Annotated in this window: 12 protein-coding genes and 1 riboswitch; of the genes, 2 read left to right on the forward strand and 10 right to left on the reverse strand. The window is 42.0% G+C overall.

Features of this window, described 5'->3' with window-relative positions; translation table 11 throughout:
• Positions 1-41: 41 nt before the first annotated feature.
• Together pqiB and EYR97_RS17165 are read right to left on the reverse strand one after the other, a co-directional pair.
• Positions 42-1,691, reverse strand: coding sequence for an intermembrane transport protein PqiB (pqiB, locus tag EYR97_RS17160; RefSeq protein ID WP_131094987.1), 1,650 nt, complete (start codon positions 1,689-1,691; stop codon positions 42-44).
• A complete protein-coding gene (locus EYR97_RS17165; protein WP_242635097.1) occupies positions 1,688-2,698 on the reverse strand; it encodes a paraquat-inducible protein A in 1,011 nt (336 codons plus the stop codon). Before EYR97_RS17165 ends, pqiB begins: the two co-directional genes overlap by 4 nt.
• 323 nt (positions 2,699-3,021) lie before the next feature.
• On the opposite strand from EYR97_RS17165, the gene EYR97_RS17170 reads away from it, so the two are divergent.
• Both EYR97_RS17170 and EYR97_RS17175 read left to right on the forward strand, forming a co-directional pair.
• On the forward strand, positions 3,022-4,239 hold the full coding sequence (locus EYR97_RS17170) for a hypothetical protein (RefSeq protein ID WP_131094989.1): 1,218 nt from the start codon (positions 3,022-3,024) through the stop codon (positions 4,237-4,239).
• Between the two features lie 179 nt (positions 4,240-4,418).
• A riboswitch (yybP-ykoY riboswitch) is annotated at positions 4,419-4,593 on the forward strand.
• Between the two features lie 12 nt (positions 4,594-4,605).
• Positions 4,606-5,175, forward strand: a complete 570-nt coding sequence (locus tag EYR97_RS17175; RefSeq protein ID WP_131094990.1) for a manganese efflux pump MntP family protein — start codon at positions 4,606-4,608, stop codon at positions 5,173-5,175.
• A gap of 110 nt (positions 5,176-5,285) precedes the next feature.
• Here the strand turns inward: EYR97_RS17175 and ccoG are convergent, their stop codons facing one another.
• From ccoG to EYR97_RS17215, 8 genes are all read right to left on the reverse strand, one after another.
• Positions 5,286-6,668: a cytochrome c oxidase accessory protein CcoG gene (ccoG, locus tag EYR97_RS17180; protein WP_131094991.1), complete on the reverse strand. Its 1,383-nt coding sequence runs from the start codon at positions 6,666-6,668 to the stop codon at positions 5,286-5,288.
• A gap of 88 nt (positions 6,669-6,756) precedes the next feature.
• Positions 6,757-8,178 (reverse strand): PLP-dependent aminotransferase family protein, encoded by a 1,422-nt coding sequence (locus tag EYR97_RS17185; RefSeq protein WP_131094992.1) that lies wholly within the window; start codon positions 8,176-8,178, stop codon positions 6,757-6,759.
• Positions 8,179-8,296: 118 nt separating this feature from the next.
• Positions 8,297-8,899 (reverse strand): class GN sortase, encoded by a 603-nt coding sequence (locus tag EYR97_RS17190; RefSeq protein ID WP_131094993.1) that lies wholly within the window; start codon positions 8,897-8,899, stop codon positions 8,297-8,299.
• Positions 8,900-8,901: 2 nt separating this feature from the next.
• Positions 8,902-11,133, reverse strand: a complete 2,232-nt coding sequence (locus EYR97_RS17195; protein WP_131094994.1) for a VIT domain-containing protein — start codon at positions 11,131-11,133, stop codon at positions 8,902-8,904.
• A 327-nt stretch (positions 11,134-11,460) separates the two neighbouring features.
• The gene (locus EYR97_RS17200; RefSeq protein WP_131094995.1) at positions 11,461-11,760 is read right to left on the reverse strand and encodes a hypothetical protein; all 300 of its coding nucleotides are present in this window, start codon (positions 11,758-11,760) and stop codon (positions 11,461-11,463) included.
• 11 nt (positions 11,761-11,771) lie between these two features.
• Complete coding sequence (locus EYR97_RS17205) at positions 11,772-13,268, reverse strand: Ig-like domain-containing protein (RefSeq protein ID WP_131094996.1); 1,497 nt, start codon at positions 13,266-13,268, stop codon at positions 11,772-11,774.
• Between the two features lie 249 nt (positions 13,269-13,517).
• Positions 13,518-15,209, reverse strand: a complete 1,692-nt coding sequence (gene cysI, locus EYR97_RS17210) for an assimilatory sulfite reductase (NADPH) hemoprotein subunit (RefSeq protein WP_131094997.1) — start codon at positions 15,207-15,209, stop codon at positions 13,518-13,520.
• A 165-nt stretch (positions 15,210-15,374) separates the two neighbouring features.
• A complete protein-coding gene (locus EYR97_RS17215) occupies positions 15,375-17,387 on the reverse strand; it encodes a bifunctional diguanylate cyclase/phosphodiesterase (protein WP_131094998.1) in 2,013 nt (670 codons plus the stop codon).
• Positions 17,388-17,578 lie beyond the last annotated feature (191 nt).

The following is a 17,578-nucleotide window of genomic DNA, read 5'->3' on the forward strand; positions in this document are numbered from 1 at the left end:
TTATACACGAAGGCAACAAACATCTTGCTGTTGCATAGCTATCATCGCTTAGCCTTCGGTTGAATATCAGCTTGCTTATCATTAGAGAAAATCAAACTATTTGGCGCTTGGTTTAATTTCAATAACAACGGTTGCATAGAGCGCATCGTGTCTTGAAGGGCGTCTACTGTTTCCTTAATTTCAGCTTGATTAAAGCCACCCTCACTATAGTTTTTGAGCAAGCTATCTAAGCTCAATAACACTTGGTTTAAATTGTTGTTGAGCGCTTTAGCATCAACATCGGCAATTAGTAAGTCAAAATCATTACTTGCCGTTTCAACAGACTCCGCTGCTAGTTTCATATCTTCAACAGCAAGCTGAATATTTTCTACCATTTCTTTTAATGGAAGTTGATTTATTTTGTCTAAGATCGCATCGGCTTTTTGTGTTAGTTGGGTAAACTCATTACTCACTGTGGGGATCACGTCGTAGCCATTAACGGTTTTTACACGTGTTGTGCCTTTCGGGTCGGGAATATGCTGAAGATCAACATACAGGCCGCCAGTTAATATATTACCCATGCGAAGCGATGCACGAAGATCTCGCTCTATCCAATTTTTAAAGGTTTGCTTAATTGCCTGTAACCCTTCTTGGGTGTCAGGTTGACGGGCTTTGCCTGGATAAACACTAATGAGCACAGGAATAGGGTAGTCACGTTCAAGAATATTACCTTCAATGGCTGTTATTGAATTAATTGCAGTGACACTACCAATTTCAATGCCGCGATATTCAACCGGAGCTCCTACGGTCAAACCTCGCACACTTTCATCTATGAGAAGTAAGTATTCAGCAGCCACTTTGAAGCGAGCATTCGATGCCGAAGCATCGTCTTCGTAAATGTCGAAAAATGCATCATCGAGGACTTGCTCGCCGGTAGGTACACCGTCAGGGACGCCAAAAGTAATGCCATTAGCCAGTAGCGTTTCTAAGCTACCAGTTTGCACACTTACACCACTTGATTCTAAAAGAAGCTTAACGCCACTAACGTCCCAAAAACGCGTATTTTGGGTAATGAGTTTGTGATACGGCGCTTTAATAAAGGCGTCGTAGTACACAACGCGCTCTTCAATATTAAATGTGGCATCTTCAAATTCACCCACTTTAAAGCCTTTGTAGATAATGGGGTCTCCTGGCTTATAAGCAAATTCATCGTCACTGCGCAGCATAACGTGAAGACCCGGAGTTCCTTGCGGAGTAACAGGTGGCCTCTCAAGCGCTTTAAAGTGTAATTTTTCTGCACCTTTATCATGGGCTGACATGGCAATATAACTGCCAGACAACAGGGTATTAAGCCCGGACACTTCAGAAAAACTAATACGAGGGGCAACAACCCAAAAATCGGCGTTTTCGTTTAGTAAATGTGCAGCACTTGCATCAATACGAGCGGTTACTAAAACGCCATCTAGATCTGGTTTGAGTGTGATCTTCTTTACTTGCCCGATATCGAGATCGCGCACCTTTATCGGTGTTTTATTAACTTCAATGCCCGTGGCTGAGTGCAATTCAATGGTAATGAGTGGACCCTGATTTTTCCATTGGTAGTACACCATCCAACCGCCAATAACCAACACCAAAATTGGAATGAGCCAAATGCGAGATATGGACGAGGTGGGTTTAACCTCTGCTTTATTCATCGATACTTCTTGGGTCATGGTAGTTGCTTCCACTGCTGCCATATAAGCCTAGAATCAAAAGTCATTGCTGCGATCATTGTTGTAAAAACTACCGCACAAAAAGCAATAGCCGCTTGCCCAGGATAGATTGATAACGTATTGCCCATTTGAATAAGCGCAACCAGCACTGCTACAACAAAGACATCAATCATCGACCAGCGACCAATAATTTCAGTTATGCGATAGTAACGTATTCTAAGTTGTTTTGAGCCTGTTTTCTCTGTTTGAACTGAAAAGTTTAGCCAAGCGAGAATGGCTATTTTAGCGACAGGTACAATGACACTAGCAATTAATATGACTAGTGCTATGGGATATGAACCTGACTCCCACAATGCAATAACACCACCAATAATAGTATTTGGTGTTTCTTGCCCAAAAAATTCAGTATACATAATGGGCAACACATTTGCAGGTATATACAAAATGCACGCTGTGAACAGTAAAGCCCATGTACGTTGTATGCTGTTGTTTGCTTGTAATTCACTTAACGGCTTTGCTGGTGGCGGCTCTCCCTCTCTCAGCCAAAGCGAGTATTGCGTAGTATCAAACTGGCTAATACATAGTGCTGTAAACGAAGCAAAACCAATAAACGCATAAAAAGACAAACCGATAGTAACATCCGCAAGCTCGGTAATTTTAATGAGGCTTACCAGCGTCCCTACCAAAAATATTTCAGCCATACTCCACGGCAATAGCGCTTTAACCCAAACAAATAAATGATGAACGTAGTAGGGACGACGTTGCTTTACTTGTGCTAGCGTAAGTAAAAAAATGCCAACAATGACAATGCCTGGCAATAAAACCGTCGCTAGGCTAGTGATAATTGCCAAAGATAGGTAATCTTGATTAATAAGTTCTAGAACGCCTGTGGGCAAATTAATACTGTGTTTTTGGCCACTACTTCTGAAGGTCAAAAAGTTAAACGGCAGTGATAGAAGAAGAAAAATAAATGCGCTGCTAGTGTAGGCAAGTAGTTTCTCATTCACGTTATTTCTATAAGATATTAGGGTATGCCCACAAACGGGGCACACCGCGCGCTGTCGATGCGACAAAGTGGGAATGGAAACTTGCGTATGGCATTGTTCACACACAAGGCTAAGGGGTTTGGTATGTGCCATAATTATTAGTGTGATTTATGCTCTACGTGTAATATCAAGTAGCGTAACCTTTTGATTTTGATAGTTTGCAGCATAGCGCATTGTGAACGTGTCGGGAAGAGAGGTTGTTTATAGCGTGTGCTCTCCCGTTACTAAGACCGCAACAATGTGTGTTCGATAGGGTAATAATAAGAATAAAGATGGATAGGTTCATGGAAAAACTGAATGGTTTTCACAGTTTATATCACACAGGAAGAAGGCGAAGCAGACGTTTTGTATCGAAGAGAAGCGTTGCAGCTGTAAGGTTTTGGCGCAGTCTTACGTTTTCACAACGCTGCTATTTTATCGCAAGTTGTATGTTACTGGTGTGGATGTACTCAGATTTTGAAAGCAAAATCTACGATATAGTGATGTATGCTTTTGTGCTTTCCGGCATTACCAAAGAGGTATGGCCGCGTTTTATGATTATCTGGCATAGCCTCCCAGGTAAAGCCTTCATATTGTTTATCTATGCGGTTATTGCCAATTTTGCTTTAGCTTCAGCAAGCGGTATGGTCAATGATGTTTCGGGCGTTTCAGCGGGTGCATTACCTTACAGCCACAACTTTGCACTGATACTCATGATGCCAACGTGGTTCTTCCTTACTTCAATTTTTGCGCTGGTCATCGTTACATTACTTACTCCTGTGTACTTAATGACGCTACTTGCACTTAAGCCCATTGGTGTTAGACGGTTTTGGCATGCACCTGAATATCGGTTTGTATTTACCACTGCGTTGGTAAGATATCTTTGGACGCTAGCTTTATTGTGGGAATTAATATTGCTCGCAGCGCAAGTTGGCCTTGTTGGCTCAATGGGAGATGATAAAGAAAGTACGGATGCACTCTCGTTTGAAAGAGCAAGTCAGGCTATTACCAGTGAAATTGTAAAGGCTGGAACGAAGGCAGGTAATGTACCCTCAAATGCACCACCAGAAATGCTTACCGCACCTCAAGTTGATGAGGTTAATATTCCGCTTATTGTTGATAACGTACTTGCTGCAAATAATGTAAAACCCAAGTCGACTCAAGAAGCTGATATCAAAGCGACCATTGAAGACATAAATACCGCAAGCGATGATTTAGAAGCAGAAATAGATGCGTTGTGGAAAGGGGCAAAAGATAAAAACATCGCTTTTAAACGCAGTCAACGACGTCTACTTGCCAACTTTATTTATGAATTTGAAGCTGATTCACGCTCTCGCTGTGCTCATTCACCAGATACGCGTGTAATCGAACTTAACGATTATGAGCTACTTGAAATTAGTAAAGACGACAGTGAAGAAAATGAATTGGGGTACAACTATGTTGTAGTGGCATGCCAATCAGCAGCCATTGGAAATAAAAGTACTGGATCGCAGAGTTCAGAAGTTCAAAACGCCGAGCCTTAAATCAAAGAACCTTAAATCAAAGAACCTTAAACCAAAGAGCCTAGAATCAAACGGCGTTAATTCAAAAGAGTTAGATCAAAGAGCCGTATCAACGTTTTAAATAGGCTTCATTTAGAGGGGTTCATGTATTTAAGCGTTGAATTCTTGATTGTCGCGACACGGGTTCACTGCTATTATTGCGCTACTTCGTTGGGGAGTAGCCTGTTTCTGTTACTAAACAGAAAAGTTCGTATCAACATAATTGGTCACATTACCATGGTACGAACACCGCTTGGTTGGCGAGACCTTCGATAATTCCGCGCTCCAAGGTCAGGCGTGTGGTTTTGTCGTGGACTCTGTTAAGCCTGGCCGGAGAAAGTCATCTCAATGAATTTTATCGCTCTTATCTTTCTTGCATTCGCTATGTCTACCGACGCTTTTGCTGCTGCTATTGGCAAAGGTGCAAAACTCAAAAAACCTCCATTTCTTCATGCGCTAAAACTGGGTGTTACGTTTGGTGTGGTTGAAGCTATTACACCGGTAATTGGGTGGATTATTGGGCGCGCTGCCGCAAGTTATGTTGAAGCTTGGGATCACTGGATTGCGCTAATACTGTTGTCTGGACTAGGCTGTTATATGATTTACGAGAGCTTTCAACCAGCAGACGATGAAGAAGACGAGGTACAGAGAAAGTCTTCTTTTTGGCTTGTTATTCTCACGGCTTTGGGTACAAGTATGGATGCCATGGCGGTGGGTATTGGACTTGCCTTTATCAACGTAAATATCGTGCTTGCTGCAACGTTTATTGGTTTGGCAACGTGTACCATGGTGACGTTGGGCGTTATGCTTGGTAGCACTTTGGGATCATTAATTGGCAGGCGAGCAGAGACCTTCGGTGGCCTCATTCTTATTGCGGTGGGTATTTGGATATTTTTGGGTCACACACTGGCAAGTTAACCAGTGTGTGAATAAGCAGGCTGTAATATGTATTTATAAACCAGTTTTTTAATTAGCCTGACTATTAACTCAGGCTAATTAAAGGTTGTGATTAACAACATCAACCTTCCCTACGATTTACTTTTAAGCAAAGATTCACTAGAAAAGAAAAGTGTGGGTCTTATTATGGTTTGATCTCTTGCCTTATCGCGAATAGCAAATTCAACCTCGCTTTGCATTTTACTAGGCGCAATAAGCGCTTCAACAGAAAAGGTTACCATGCGCTTTTCACCGGGCAATACGATTATCGGGTCCGTTAGTGAGAGAGTCATCGAATCGGAATTTGCAATCGATAATTCAAACACTTTAGTCAGACGAGATTTGTTAAGTAGTGCTAGAGTGTAGGAATTCTCAATATGCCCAGCGTTGTTTTCTCGGTATAAGATATTGCGGTCACGTACTATGCTTGCTTCAATATCACTGCGGTTATACGCCCAACTGAACATAGCACTCACAATAACTACAATGGCAACGCCGTATAGCCAGTTAGTGACATGCCGTCCTGAGTCTTTTCCGGCTCGAGTAAACCCTATCAGATTAGGTTTGTAGTTGAACTTGTCCATAACCTTGTTACAGGCATCAACACATAAACCACAGTTAATACAGGCGTACTGCAAGCCTTCGCGAATGTCGATACCGGCCGGGCAAACTTGAACACACAATTTGCAGTCAACACAGTCGCCTTTACCGTGCCTCTCTGCATTGCGTTTTCTTGGGCCGCGACTTTCCCCGCGTTCGCTATCATAAGTCACTAAAGACGTATTTTTATCGAACATTGCTGCCTGAAAACGCGAATAGGGGCAAATGTGGAGGCACATCTTCTCTCTTATCCAGCCTGCGTTGATATAGGTACAACCCGCGAAAAACAGGGTCCAACCCGTAATTAAGGCGGGAGCAGAAAACGTAAATAGCTCTTGGTAAAGGGTTATTGCGGGATAAAAATACGACATGAAAGCCGTGGCTGTGAGCATACTTATCGCTATCCAGACACTGTGTTTAGCTGTTTTTATAGTGGCCTTTTTAACGTTAAATGCTTGGCTGTCGAGTTGTCTACTTTGATTGTGGTTACCTTCTATGCGCCGCTCAACCCAGTTAAACCCTAACGTCCATATGGTTTGTGGGCAGGTGAAGCCACACCAAACTCTACCGTAGTGGCGAGTGACTAAAAATAAGGCAAAAGCCGCAAGAATAAAGACCAATGCAAAAATCATAAGATCTTGTGGGTAAAGCACGTAGGCAAAAAAAGTAAATGTTTGCTGCCCCACATCAAACAGTATGGCTTGCTCACCACCGTATTGAACAAAAGGTAATAAGATAAAAACACTAATCAAGAGTATATTTAAATATCGGCGCCACTTTTGATAAAAGCCGGTTTCTTCTCGAATATATATCTTGCTCTCTTCGACCGGAAATACAGAAATTACATCTTCTGGTCTTACTTTAACGGTTGCCATAACACTCACTCCAAAATTATTGGTGTTATGGTAAAACTGCAAAAAAATATGAATAGAGACAGATTTTGGCTTTATTTATAGAACAGAATTAGCGCTTTGATGGTGTGATCTGTTTTATAAACTCTGTCAGTTTTCTAAGTTGATTTCTCTTTGCATCATTTAACTCAAACGACGCATTTACTCTAAAACAATGGTTAAACTCATCGTTAAGACTAAATAATTTTCCCGGTGCAACCGTAATGTATAGGCGTAATGCTTCATGATAAATATCCATTGCATCAACACTTAAGTGACATTCTATCCATAAGAAGTAGCCGCCTTCATGAATGTAGATCTTGGCAACGCCATCAAGCGCTTCGTTTAAAAACGCAAACATGGCTTTTTTGCGTGCTACTAGCTTTTTGCGTAACTGCTTTAAATGTAATTCATAGTTCTTAGTCGACAAGTAATCGACCAAAGACAGCTGTATAGGTGCACTGGTTTCAAAAGTGCTCATAAGTTGTTGCTTCTGAATGCTGAGTGCTCGTGCGCCTGCGGCAACCCACCCTATGCGAAACCCTGCAACTAAAGATTTAGAGAAAGAAGAACACAGCATGCTACTGCTATTGTGCATGTAATGTTTAATGGGAAGAGGAGATTTGTTGGTATTATTAGCCGTACTGTACAACTCTGCATATACATCATCTTCAATTAGGGCAACCTGATATTTTTCCATCAAGTCAGCCACTTGCTGCTTTTTAGTTTCCGATAATGAATATCCCATTGGGTTTTGAAAATTAGACATTAACCAACAGGCTTTGACTGAGTGAGTTTGTAAAGCGCGTTCTAGCGCAGCGACATCAAGCCCTGTGGTTGGTGACACCTTTATGGTGATGGCCTTTAACCCTAGTCGTTCTAGCGCTTGCATAGCACCATAAAAGGTTGGTGATTCAACGATTACCCAATCGCCAGGTTGTGTGCACGCTTGTAAACTGAGACTTAGTGCTTCGAGAGCGCCCGCAGTAATGACTATTTCGTCAGGTGATATACTAATGCCTCGGGCTGCATAGCGTTTAGCAATAAGCTTGCGCAACTCTGCATTGCCTGGAGGTAAATTATCAAGCGCACTGGTTAGCGATATCTGTTTGGCCGCAGCCGCTACTGATTTATTAAGATGTTGTCTGGGGTAGAGACTAGGGTCGGGATAGGCGAACCCTAAGCTCAACATATGCGGGTTTTTCGAGGCCTGTAAAACGTCAAATACAAAGTCATTAATACTCACCGATTCAGAGGTTTGAACAAGCGGTCGGTTACCTACTAAGTTCTTCGCCGTAACGACATAGCCTGAGCGCTCTTGTGAGCTGATATATCCTTGACTCTCTAGAATTTGATAAGCGTGAAGCACCGTCATTAAGCTATAGCCCGACTCCGCTGACTTTTTACGCAAAGAAGGGAGCTTTTCATTTTCCAACCAAACACCGCTTTCAATTTGCGTTTTGAGCTGGTGGGCTAAAATTTCGTACTTGGCCATGTTTATATGTGCAACTAACTAAAAGTGTAAAGTATAACAATATGCTGATTAATCTGTTATGAAATATAAATCACAGTTTTACTTTTTTGCTTTTATATATGATGACGTAACGACGACATTACGACGGCACTCCGACCACGACGTAACGAAAAGGAGGGTTAATATCTAAGCTATGAAAGGGGTAGCAGGTAACTAAGTGTATTTCGTTACTATCGCGGTTAATAAACCAGCTTTCCATTCGTGTATCTATGATGTGGGTATTAACGACCTTATATTGCCGCCATATGCTCGCGCTACTTTGAATTGAAAACGTCTCGCCTACAAAGAGCTTTTCAAGTAGTGAGAAGTGTGTGTCGCGATGCCCATTAATTACCATAGTGCCCAATTCATGAGGAAGCGCTGTACCATCCATGTGACCTGGGCCAAAAGCAAGACTACTTCCGTGACTGCCAGCTAATACATATAAATCTTCATTCAAGGAAGGAAAATTTAACCTTGCCACTGGCCAAGTGTCAGCCCATGGCCACGGTGTAGTAATGTTTCGTTCGCTATTATTGGCGCTAAATTCCAATGTATCTTGCCATGCACTAGCAATTAAATACTGTGCCAGTAGGGCTTTTCCTGTTATCCATGCGGTGTTCCCCCAGCACGCAATAGTAAACAGGATGAGCGCCAATAGTGACATTTTAAGTGGAGAGTGAATTATGCTTGTTTTCGCCATTTTCAGTCTTGAACTCTGCCCTTGTTTACGAGCAAGAGTAAGGTAGCTCCTATCATGCCCATAACGCCCAGCCAAAATGTAATAGGTGCCATGGTACTCGTTCGGGCAAACGTCATTGGAGTTCCGTGAGGAACAACATTAGCAATGGCTTCACTTTGCACAGACTGATCTTGAGGGCGACTGTGCGCTTGTTCCTTAGCGATAAAAGCGGTAAAACGGGTGAGTAATTGATGGGCTAACGCCACGTCGAGAACAGCGTCTTTAACTGATGCTTTGTTCAATTCTCCTCGTCTACCTTTATCTTCAATATCCGCCACTTTTTGTCTTGCCCATAGTGTGCCAAGTCGGTTACTCGATACATTACTCGTTGCTTGAACATTGGTTTGCCATGCCCGCTGTTCAATATTTCCAGCAACATTTAAAGAGGTTAAGGGGGCGGTTAATTTCGCATAAGACAGCAATGCTTCAGAGTAGAATAAGTCAGGCACTCTAGCTGGGTAGGCTTCAGTATGGTCAGGCCATGCTATTTCTATATTAGTTGCTGCAACGTGATTTAATTTATGAAAAAGCCGACTCATCTTACTGTGGACTTCTGAAGTAGTACTTATTAGCTCATAACTTCCTCTGCCTAACTGCGCCGCTTTTGTCATAAAAAAGCTGTTGGGCGCACTGCCAATACCCACTGTAAATAGTCTTGCATGGTTACTAGGCGCATTTATAAGGTCGAACAACATCTCTTCGTTGCCTATCGCACCATCGGTGATAAACACAATTTGCTGAAGGCGCTCAGAGTGTTTCATCTGGGAATAGGCTGCTCTGAGGGCTGGGTACATTTGCGTTCCCCCGTCAGCATTGAGCGAAGCTACCCACTGTTGCGCCTGACTTTTCTGTTCACTATTTGCTTGTGTTAATTGATAACTGAAAGGCGTGAAGTCATTGTTGAAGGCAATAATGTTAAAGTGATCTTCTGGGGACAATTGTTCAATGGCCATGGCCAAGCTGGTTTTTGCCTGCACAATAGACTGACCTTGCATCGAGCCTGAAACATCGATAACGAAGATGATGTCTTTCGCCATGCGGTGTTTCACTGCGTTATCTGGTGGTAGCATCATAAACATCGCATAGGTCTCATCTTCCATTTGCTGTTGAAATATTGCGGCGCGGGGTTGGTCAGATGGCACGGGCTTCCATTGCAATACAAGGTCTCTGTCCATTTCTACCCACTCATCGCTAAACGCTACACGGTAGTGATCATTTGCTTCTGAAACATCAATGCTGTGATTTTTTGATTCAATAGACGCGAGCGACATGCCGCTTTGCAGTTTGATATTAATGCGCATTGGATTATGCAGTGAAGTGCGCAATACAGTGTGAGCCGAATTTTCAGGTGGATTCATGGGTAGATTCTTAGGTAGACCCTTAGGTAGATCACGCAGCTTCTCCCCCAAAGAAGGAGTGTCTACTGCAAATGATGACGCATCAAAAGAGCGTGTTTTATGTGTTGGTGTAATCATCGGTGGCGTTATATAAGGTGCATCAGGTACCTCGTTTGTTGCTTTTGCCCAGCCGAAATTGTTGGTTATTATCTCTTCTTCTAAGGTGCTTTTATCCTGTTCAGGACTTTCTTTTATTTCATCTAGTGGTATGCCAGAAATAAAACGCGGTGTTAGTGTTGTGGGTAATCGCCACTCGAACACGCCGTCCTGATATGTCGCTGTATCTACAAACGTTAACTTTACTTCAATTAGCTGATTGGGCCCTATATTAGCTACGTTTTGGGTGAATAGGTTGTCGCGTTGTTGCGTGGTAAGTGCGGCTTGTTGCCCATTTATCTTGGCCTTTTTGTAAATATGTTCTGCCTCAGCACGTTCTTTTATTTCTCCTACAATAACCCTTTCACCAATAACGAGTTCCATATGGTGAATAGCGGCGCGGGTTGGCAATGGAAAAACATACACGCCTTCTGCCCAATGTTCTGATGCGTTTTTAAACCGTTGTACGTAATTGGTGGTGGCCACAAGACCAGTGATATCTACGGTTACCTCGGTATCGATGTGCAAGGATTTTATTGGACGCCCAGACGTTGAGGTAAGTGTTAGATGTCCTGCTTTTGCAGGTATCTTATTTTCTATCTCTATTTCAGTACTTAAACTAGACGTTGATATAGTCAGTAGAATTAGTAGCGTGAACAACGCACAAAACGTGTAATGCTGAGGTTGAAGTCGAAAGCGCATATTGGATTCAGGGCAGGTGAGTCATAGTGACATTAAAACTATAAAAAGTGTCCTCACCTCATATCTAATATGGATTTTTGATAACCAATTTAGGCAAAATAGGGCGAATTTAGAACAAATGTGGCCGCTTCACGCGTATCTACTGAATGCTAGACAATACATAAGTAGCAAAAAAGTTAGACGATTGAGTACTAAATACGGTTGGGCGTAAACTAAAGACGGCCGTTTTTAAAACGCCCGTCTTTAAATGACATGTTTTATGTGAAGCTGTCGTAGAAACAATTTGTCAAAAATTAGTTTAAACGTGGTAGTGGAGCATCTACTGAGCTAGTACAACTGAGCCATAGTTGGATCTGTTTTCCAGTTGAGTTCCGGATTTGCGGATTGTACCCATTGTGTACCATCTTTAGAATTCCATAACTCTGCTGGTGAAGTACTATTGTAAAGAATCAACTTCCCTTCATGAGACTCAACACTAATGTCTTGTGCCATTCTAGGTAAAGCTGGGGCTTCAAGAAGTTGCCAGTTTACACCATCTTCGCTTATGTGAACGGAGTTGAAATTAGAGCGAAAATCAGAGCCGCCAATCAAATAATGTTTACTTCCATGTTCAACTACACGACTCATTAATCTTCCTGCTATTGGCAATGATGGCGTTTCGATTTGCCAATTAACTCCATCACTCGTTGAGTAGATTGATTGGTTAATATTGTCGCTGCTAGGGTATTCGTACCCGCCAAACAAAATAATTTTTCGTCTTTTACATACAATTCATACAGAGCAATAGCATCAAACAACGGGGTCTGTTGCTCAATATTCCATGAAATACCATCTCTCGTACCAAATATATTTGTCTTGCGCGTGTTAAAGTCATCAGCAAACACATAAAGCTTGTCATTGAAAACGATAGCTTTTCCTATTTCGCCAAAAAGAAATGGTGCTTCGGATACTAAAAGCTCCCAATTCGTACCATCTGAAGATTGCCAAACATCCCATTTAAAATTGTATGCGCCTCTAGTACCACTTCCTTCATTTCCACCGATTAAATAAAGGTTTTCACCGTATTCAACAAGCTGAAAATCTGACCGCGCTGAAAAAGCTGCATTTTGTGCCTCAATTTGCCAATCTATACCGTCTTCACTCGACCAAATATCATTGAACCAAATAACCTCATCGTTGCTGTTTTGGCCTTGCTCAAAGCGCCAACCACCTATATACCAGAGCTTTCCTTTGAATTTAATCATTCGAGCCCCCAGTCTCGTTCCAAAAGGTGGTTCTGAAGGTTCGATTAAAAAAGGCTCGGTTTTATATTGCTCGGATTCTAAAGTTAAATATTGAGCGTTCTGTGTTTGAGGTACGCTAATAAGTTTTTCTGAATTTAGATCGAGGTTAAAAATGTTTGTGTTACTGCAAGTTTGTAAGTTTTCTTGATAGCATTCTGGAGTGTCCGAGACAATAAGAGTAAGACCAGTGTCTATTGACTGCCATGTGATATTCATTGTATTGGTTTCAAAATCAACCATCAGGCCGTCAACAATTCGCTTAACTGTGACTTCGAAATCTATTGTAGTTTCAAGATGCAAATAGTTTTCAGGGATCAATGCAGAAATAAGACTTGTACCAATTGCCTTTGCGGCTAGTTCACCTGTTTGAGGGTTGACTTCCACAACAGAATCTTCACTTGATGAAAATACTACTCCCTCTATATTTACCGCAATTGCTTCTTCATTGAGAATATCGTTATGTATAGTCGGGCCTTCATATATAAGGGTTACGTTTTCTTGAGTAAAACTGAATTGAGTCTGCGGATATTTTTGAACTGTGAGTTGATACGATGCTGACGTTGAAAGATAGTTTTCGTTTCCAGCTTTTGTCACACTAATGGTGGAAACGCCATCATCAAGAAAAGTCATAGCGCCAGTTGTACTGTCAATCGAAACTATATCAGGGTTTGAACTAGACCAACTTAACGTGCCATTTCCTGACCCTCCCGAAAGCGTATTAGAGAAATTATTGCTATCAATAAAGATGACAGGGGCTTGCATTGAAAACTCAAGCGGCGCTTGCTCTCGCAAGGATGAATCAGAATTACACCCACAAATAAAAAAGCAAATGGAAAACCATATATATCTCATAATTAAATCCTTTTAAATCGGTGTATTAGATGAACATTTCAAACCCTTCTGATTAACCAACGATACACTAATATTGTTCTACTTTTAACTAAATTAACCTTGCACCAATTAGCTTACAAAACCAATGAATACTGTTCCACGCGGTTTTAGGGCATTTTTCTCGGGTATCATTCTCTCGCGGATAGTATTCTTTGTTTGATTTGTGTGCACAAGGGCTTATGAGAAAGCCCTTGTGCACTTTGACAACAACTACATATAAAAGTCTTCAGGGGCGTGAGTAACGGGAAGCACAATATGCGTTTCAACACAAAAGTCACCAAACCCAATAGTCGTGTCTGGGTAGCTGGCCCATTTCCCTATCAGTTCATCCAATGTTGCAAGAATCTGGTTTATGGGAGCATTACTCGAAAATAAACGAGGAATACGCGTACCAATGCTGTTGCCTCCTAAGTACATATCGTAACGTCCTAAAGCTCTTCCAACTAACCCAACTTCTGCGAGCATTGCTCGGCCGCATCCATTGGGACAGCCTGTAATACGGAAAATGAAACTGCGATCGCCAATATCATGTTTGTCTAGCAAACGCTCTATCTCAAGGCTCACATCAGGCAAAACCCGTTCTGCTTCTGCCATCGCCAAAGGGCAGGTGGGAAATGATACGCATGCCATTGACGCTTTGCGCTGTTCTGTCACTGATGTATCAATCAGTCCGTAATCTACAGCCAATTGGTGAATTGTCGCCTTATCTTCTTCCTGAACATTAGCAATGATGAGGTTCTGATTGGGGGTTAGTCGAAAGTCGCCCTTATGCACAGCCGCAATGGCGGCGACACCCGCCTTTTGCTTTTTCATTTCGTTATCTAATAAACGCCCACTGGGAATAAATAGTGTCAGGTGATAGGCATTATCGATACCAGCTACCCAGCCAATGCGGTCGCCTCGACCAGTGAATTCCGTAGGCCGAGACGCTTCAAACGTTATTGCAGCGCGTTTTTCTACTTCTTGTTTGAAAGCAGCAGTTCCAACTCGCTCTAGCGTGTATTTGGTTTTTGCATTGCGTCGGTTCGTTCTATTTCCCCAGTCGCGTTGTGTAGACACTACGGCTTCTGCTACCTTTAATACATCTTGAGTTTTGACAAAACCAAAGTCAGTTGCTGTACGTGGCCAGGTTGTGGTGTCGCCGTGTGTCATGGCAAGTCCACCACCCACTAGCACGTTAAAACCTGTAAGCTCCCCGTTTTCACCAATGGCAATAAAATTCAGGTCGTTTGCGTGAATATCTACATCGTTTTGCGGAGGAATAACCACCGTGGTTTTAAACTTACGCGGAAGGTAAGTGTTGCCTAAAATTGTTTCATTCTCATCATCACGTTGCACTTTTTCGCCGTCTAACCAAATTTCCGCGTAGGCATTGGTTTTTGGAAGCAAGTGTTCAGATATCCGTTTTGCCCATTCGTAGGCTTGTTGATGCAATTCACTTTCTACTGGGTTAGATGTACACAATACATTTCGGTTTACGTCACCTGCGGTTGCCTTAGCATCAAGTCCTAAAGAGTGCAAAAGCTGATGAACGGGTTTTATATTGCGTTTGAGCACGCCGTGTAGTTGGACAGCTTGACGATTGGTTATGCGAATAGATCCATATTCCGTGTGTATTGAAGCGAACTCGTCAATACCTAACCATTGTTTTGGAGTAATAATACCTCCTGGAAGCCTAATGCGTAGCATGACTGTATGTAAAGGCTCTAACTTTTGCTTCAAGCGTTCTTGACGAATGTCTCGATTGTCTTGCTGGTACATGCCATGAAAGCGGATGAGCTGGAAATTATCGCCTTGAAAACCTCCAGATAGTTGATCTTGTAGGTCATCAGAAATGGTGCCTCTAAGTAAGTTGCTCTGCGCTTTTAATCGCTCGTTGTCTGATAGCTTCTGCTTGCTCATGATGGCGCTTTCCACGTCACTAAAAAGGCATATTGTCAAATGTGAAAAGCGGCCTGAATAGGTACAGATTGACGCTTAAATTTGATAACAGCATAGAAGCATAGCCTGTTGTTCAAACCTAATGTGCAAAATAGAAAGGTCAATTTGGATATTTGCCTAACCATATTATCGCAAGTACAGTTTTGCAAAATCCTCAAATTGCATGGGCTTAGCGAAGTGATAACCTTGTAGAACATTAACGCCTTCTGCGACTAATTTATCTGCTTGCTCACTGGTTTCGACGCCTTCAGCTACTGTTGAGAGGTTGACCGCTTGGGCAATGTTGATAATGCCCGCTATCATTGACTGCTGACCTTGAGCACTTAAATCATCCACAAAGGCTTTGTCGATTTTAAGTACATCAAAGGGGAGCTCACGTAAGTAGCTCAACGACGAATAGCCTGTGCCGAAGTCATCCAATGCCACTTGAAAACCCTGTTCCTGAATTTTCTTTAGTTGTACTTTTGATTCTTGTAAATCGTGGATAAGTACGGTTTCCGTTATCTCAAGAGTAAACAGGCGAGTTGGGAGGTCGTAAGCTTCAAATACCGATACGGTATCTTCAACAAACGTTGAGCGAGTAAATTCCCATGCCGATACGTTTATTGACACTCTTATGTTATTTTCAATTAAGAAAGATTTAAACGGTGATAACAGCATTGCCGTTTTGCGTTGAACCAAGGCACCTAATTCGTGAATTAGGCCAAAGCTTTCAGCAATGTGAATAAACTCAGGTGGCGGTACAAATTGGCCTGCTTTATCTTGCCAGCGTACCAACACTTCTGCACCGTAAAGAACTCCCATATTAGTAAACTGCGGCTGAAAAACCACGTGAATGTCGCCATTGGTAATGGCTTCTTTTAAGGCTTGTTTCATTTGAAGCATGTGCAAGCTGTTGTCACGTGCTAAGTCAGAATAGAAAGCCGTGTGTCCTTTACCTACTTGTTTGGCGTATTCGATGGCTCGCTCAGCAATGCCAAATATGTCTTGTGATTGGTTGAGCTCAGAAGAGTCAATTTGTACTAGGCCTACAGTACAGCTCAACTCGATGAGTCGTTCATCAATGTGGATGGCTTGCTTGAGCTGTTTGTGAAGGTCGTCGGCAAGTTCGTAAAGCGATGTGCTAGTACGCTCATTGGTATCGATAATCACAAACCTATCTTTATCAAACCGGGAAGTAAGCATACTGCTGTTACCTGTAATAGACAGAATTTGCTGGCCTACCTTGGCTAATATTTGATTACCAATATCATGCCCAAATGCGTCATTAAAAATGCTGAAATGATCTAAATCTACTACACACACCGAGAGTGGTATTGATGTTGAACTATTTTTAATCAGGGTATCAAAATCTCGCTGTACACTTGCTCTATTTGGCGTTTTAGTGATGGCGTCATTGTAGGCTAGCTCATGAAGTTCACTTTGCATTTTGAAGTAGCCGTAGAAAATATAGTGACCGAAGAAACAAATAAGCAAAACATAGCCACTTAACGACAATATAATACTGGGCAAGTCAAAAAGTAGAACTGAAATATCGTTGATAAAAAATAACGTAACAATAAACGAAAACCATATAAAGAACGACATAGCTCGCTCCCTGTTTTCTATTGCATACATCAGTAACGATGATATTACCCAAAGGTGAACAAGCAAAAAGACACTATCTCGAATAAGCCCAATTATTGACATGGGTGCATTCAGCCTTAAGATAGTTTCTCCCCAGGCTAACTCCTGCGCAATTATTGTGGGAGGAGAGTCGTAACGTATTGGAATATCGCCTAAAAAGCCTAACAACGACATACCAGTAGTGTAGCAAAGAAATATCAAAAGCCCTGTTTTTGAGCGTAGCTTTTGGGTCATAAAGGTGACCATACCGGTAACAGTAAAGCTCAGCCAAATGGCCAGTTGGTTTTTTAGTGAACTGTAAAAGTAGGCTGTAGAAAGATCACTTTCTTGATAGGCAAGGAAGTGTACATATTGAAGTGAGCCCGCGAGCAGGGCTGTCATTACAAGCCAGTATTTAGCGGCGTGTATTTTGGAAGGGCGCAATTTACTAGACAGTAACAACAACATGATCATGATTGCGACAGCAAACATAACACCGCTGCTCATTACGTAAAATGTTGTTACCACTGTCATTTATGCGATTCTCGGCTTTTTTTATGTTTTGTCATTCCATTTGTATATCATAGTATAGATAACATGATACACACTGTGAATAACCCTATCGTCGAATAGATAACATTTTGAAAATGTGTGTCTTTCAAACACAAGAAAGCCACCCTGCGAAAGCAGGGTGGCTTCAAATATTACTTCTTATTTTACTTGGT

The organism is Alteromonas sp. KUL42, from assembly GCF_006538325.1.
Classification (GTDB): Bacteria; Pseudomonadota; Gammaproteobacteria; order Enterobacterales; family Alteromonadaceae; genus Alteromonas.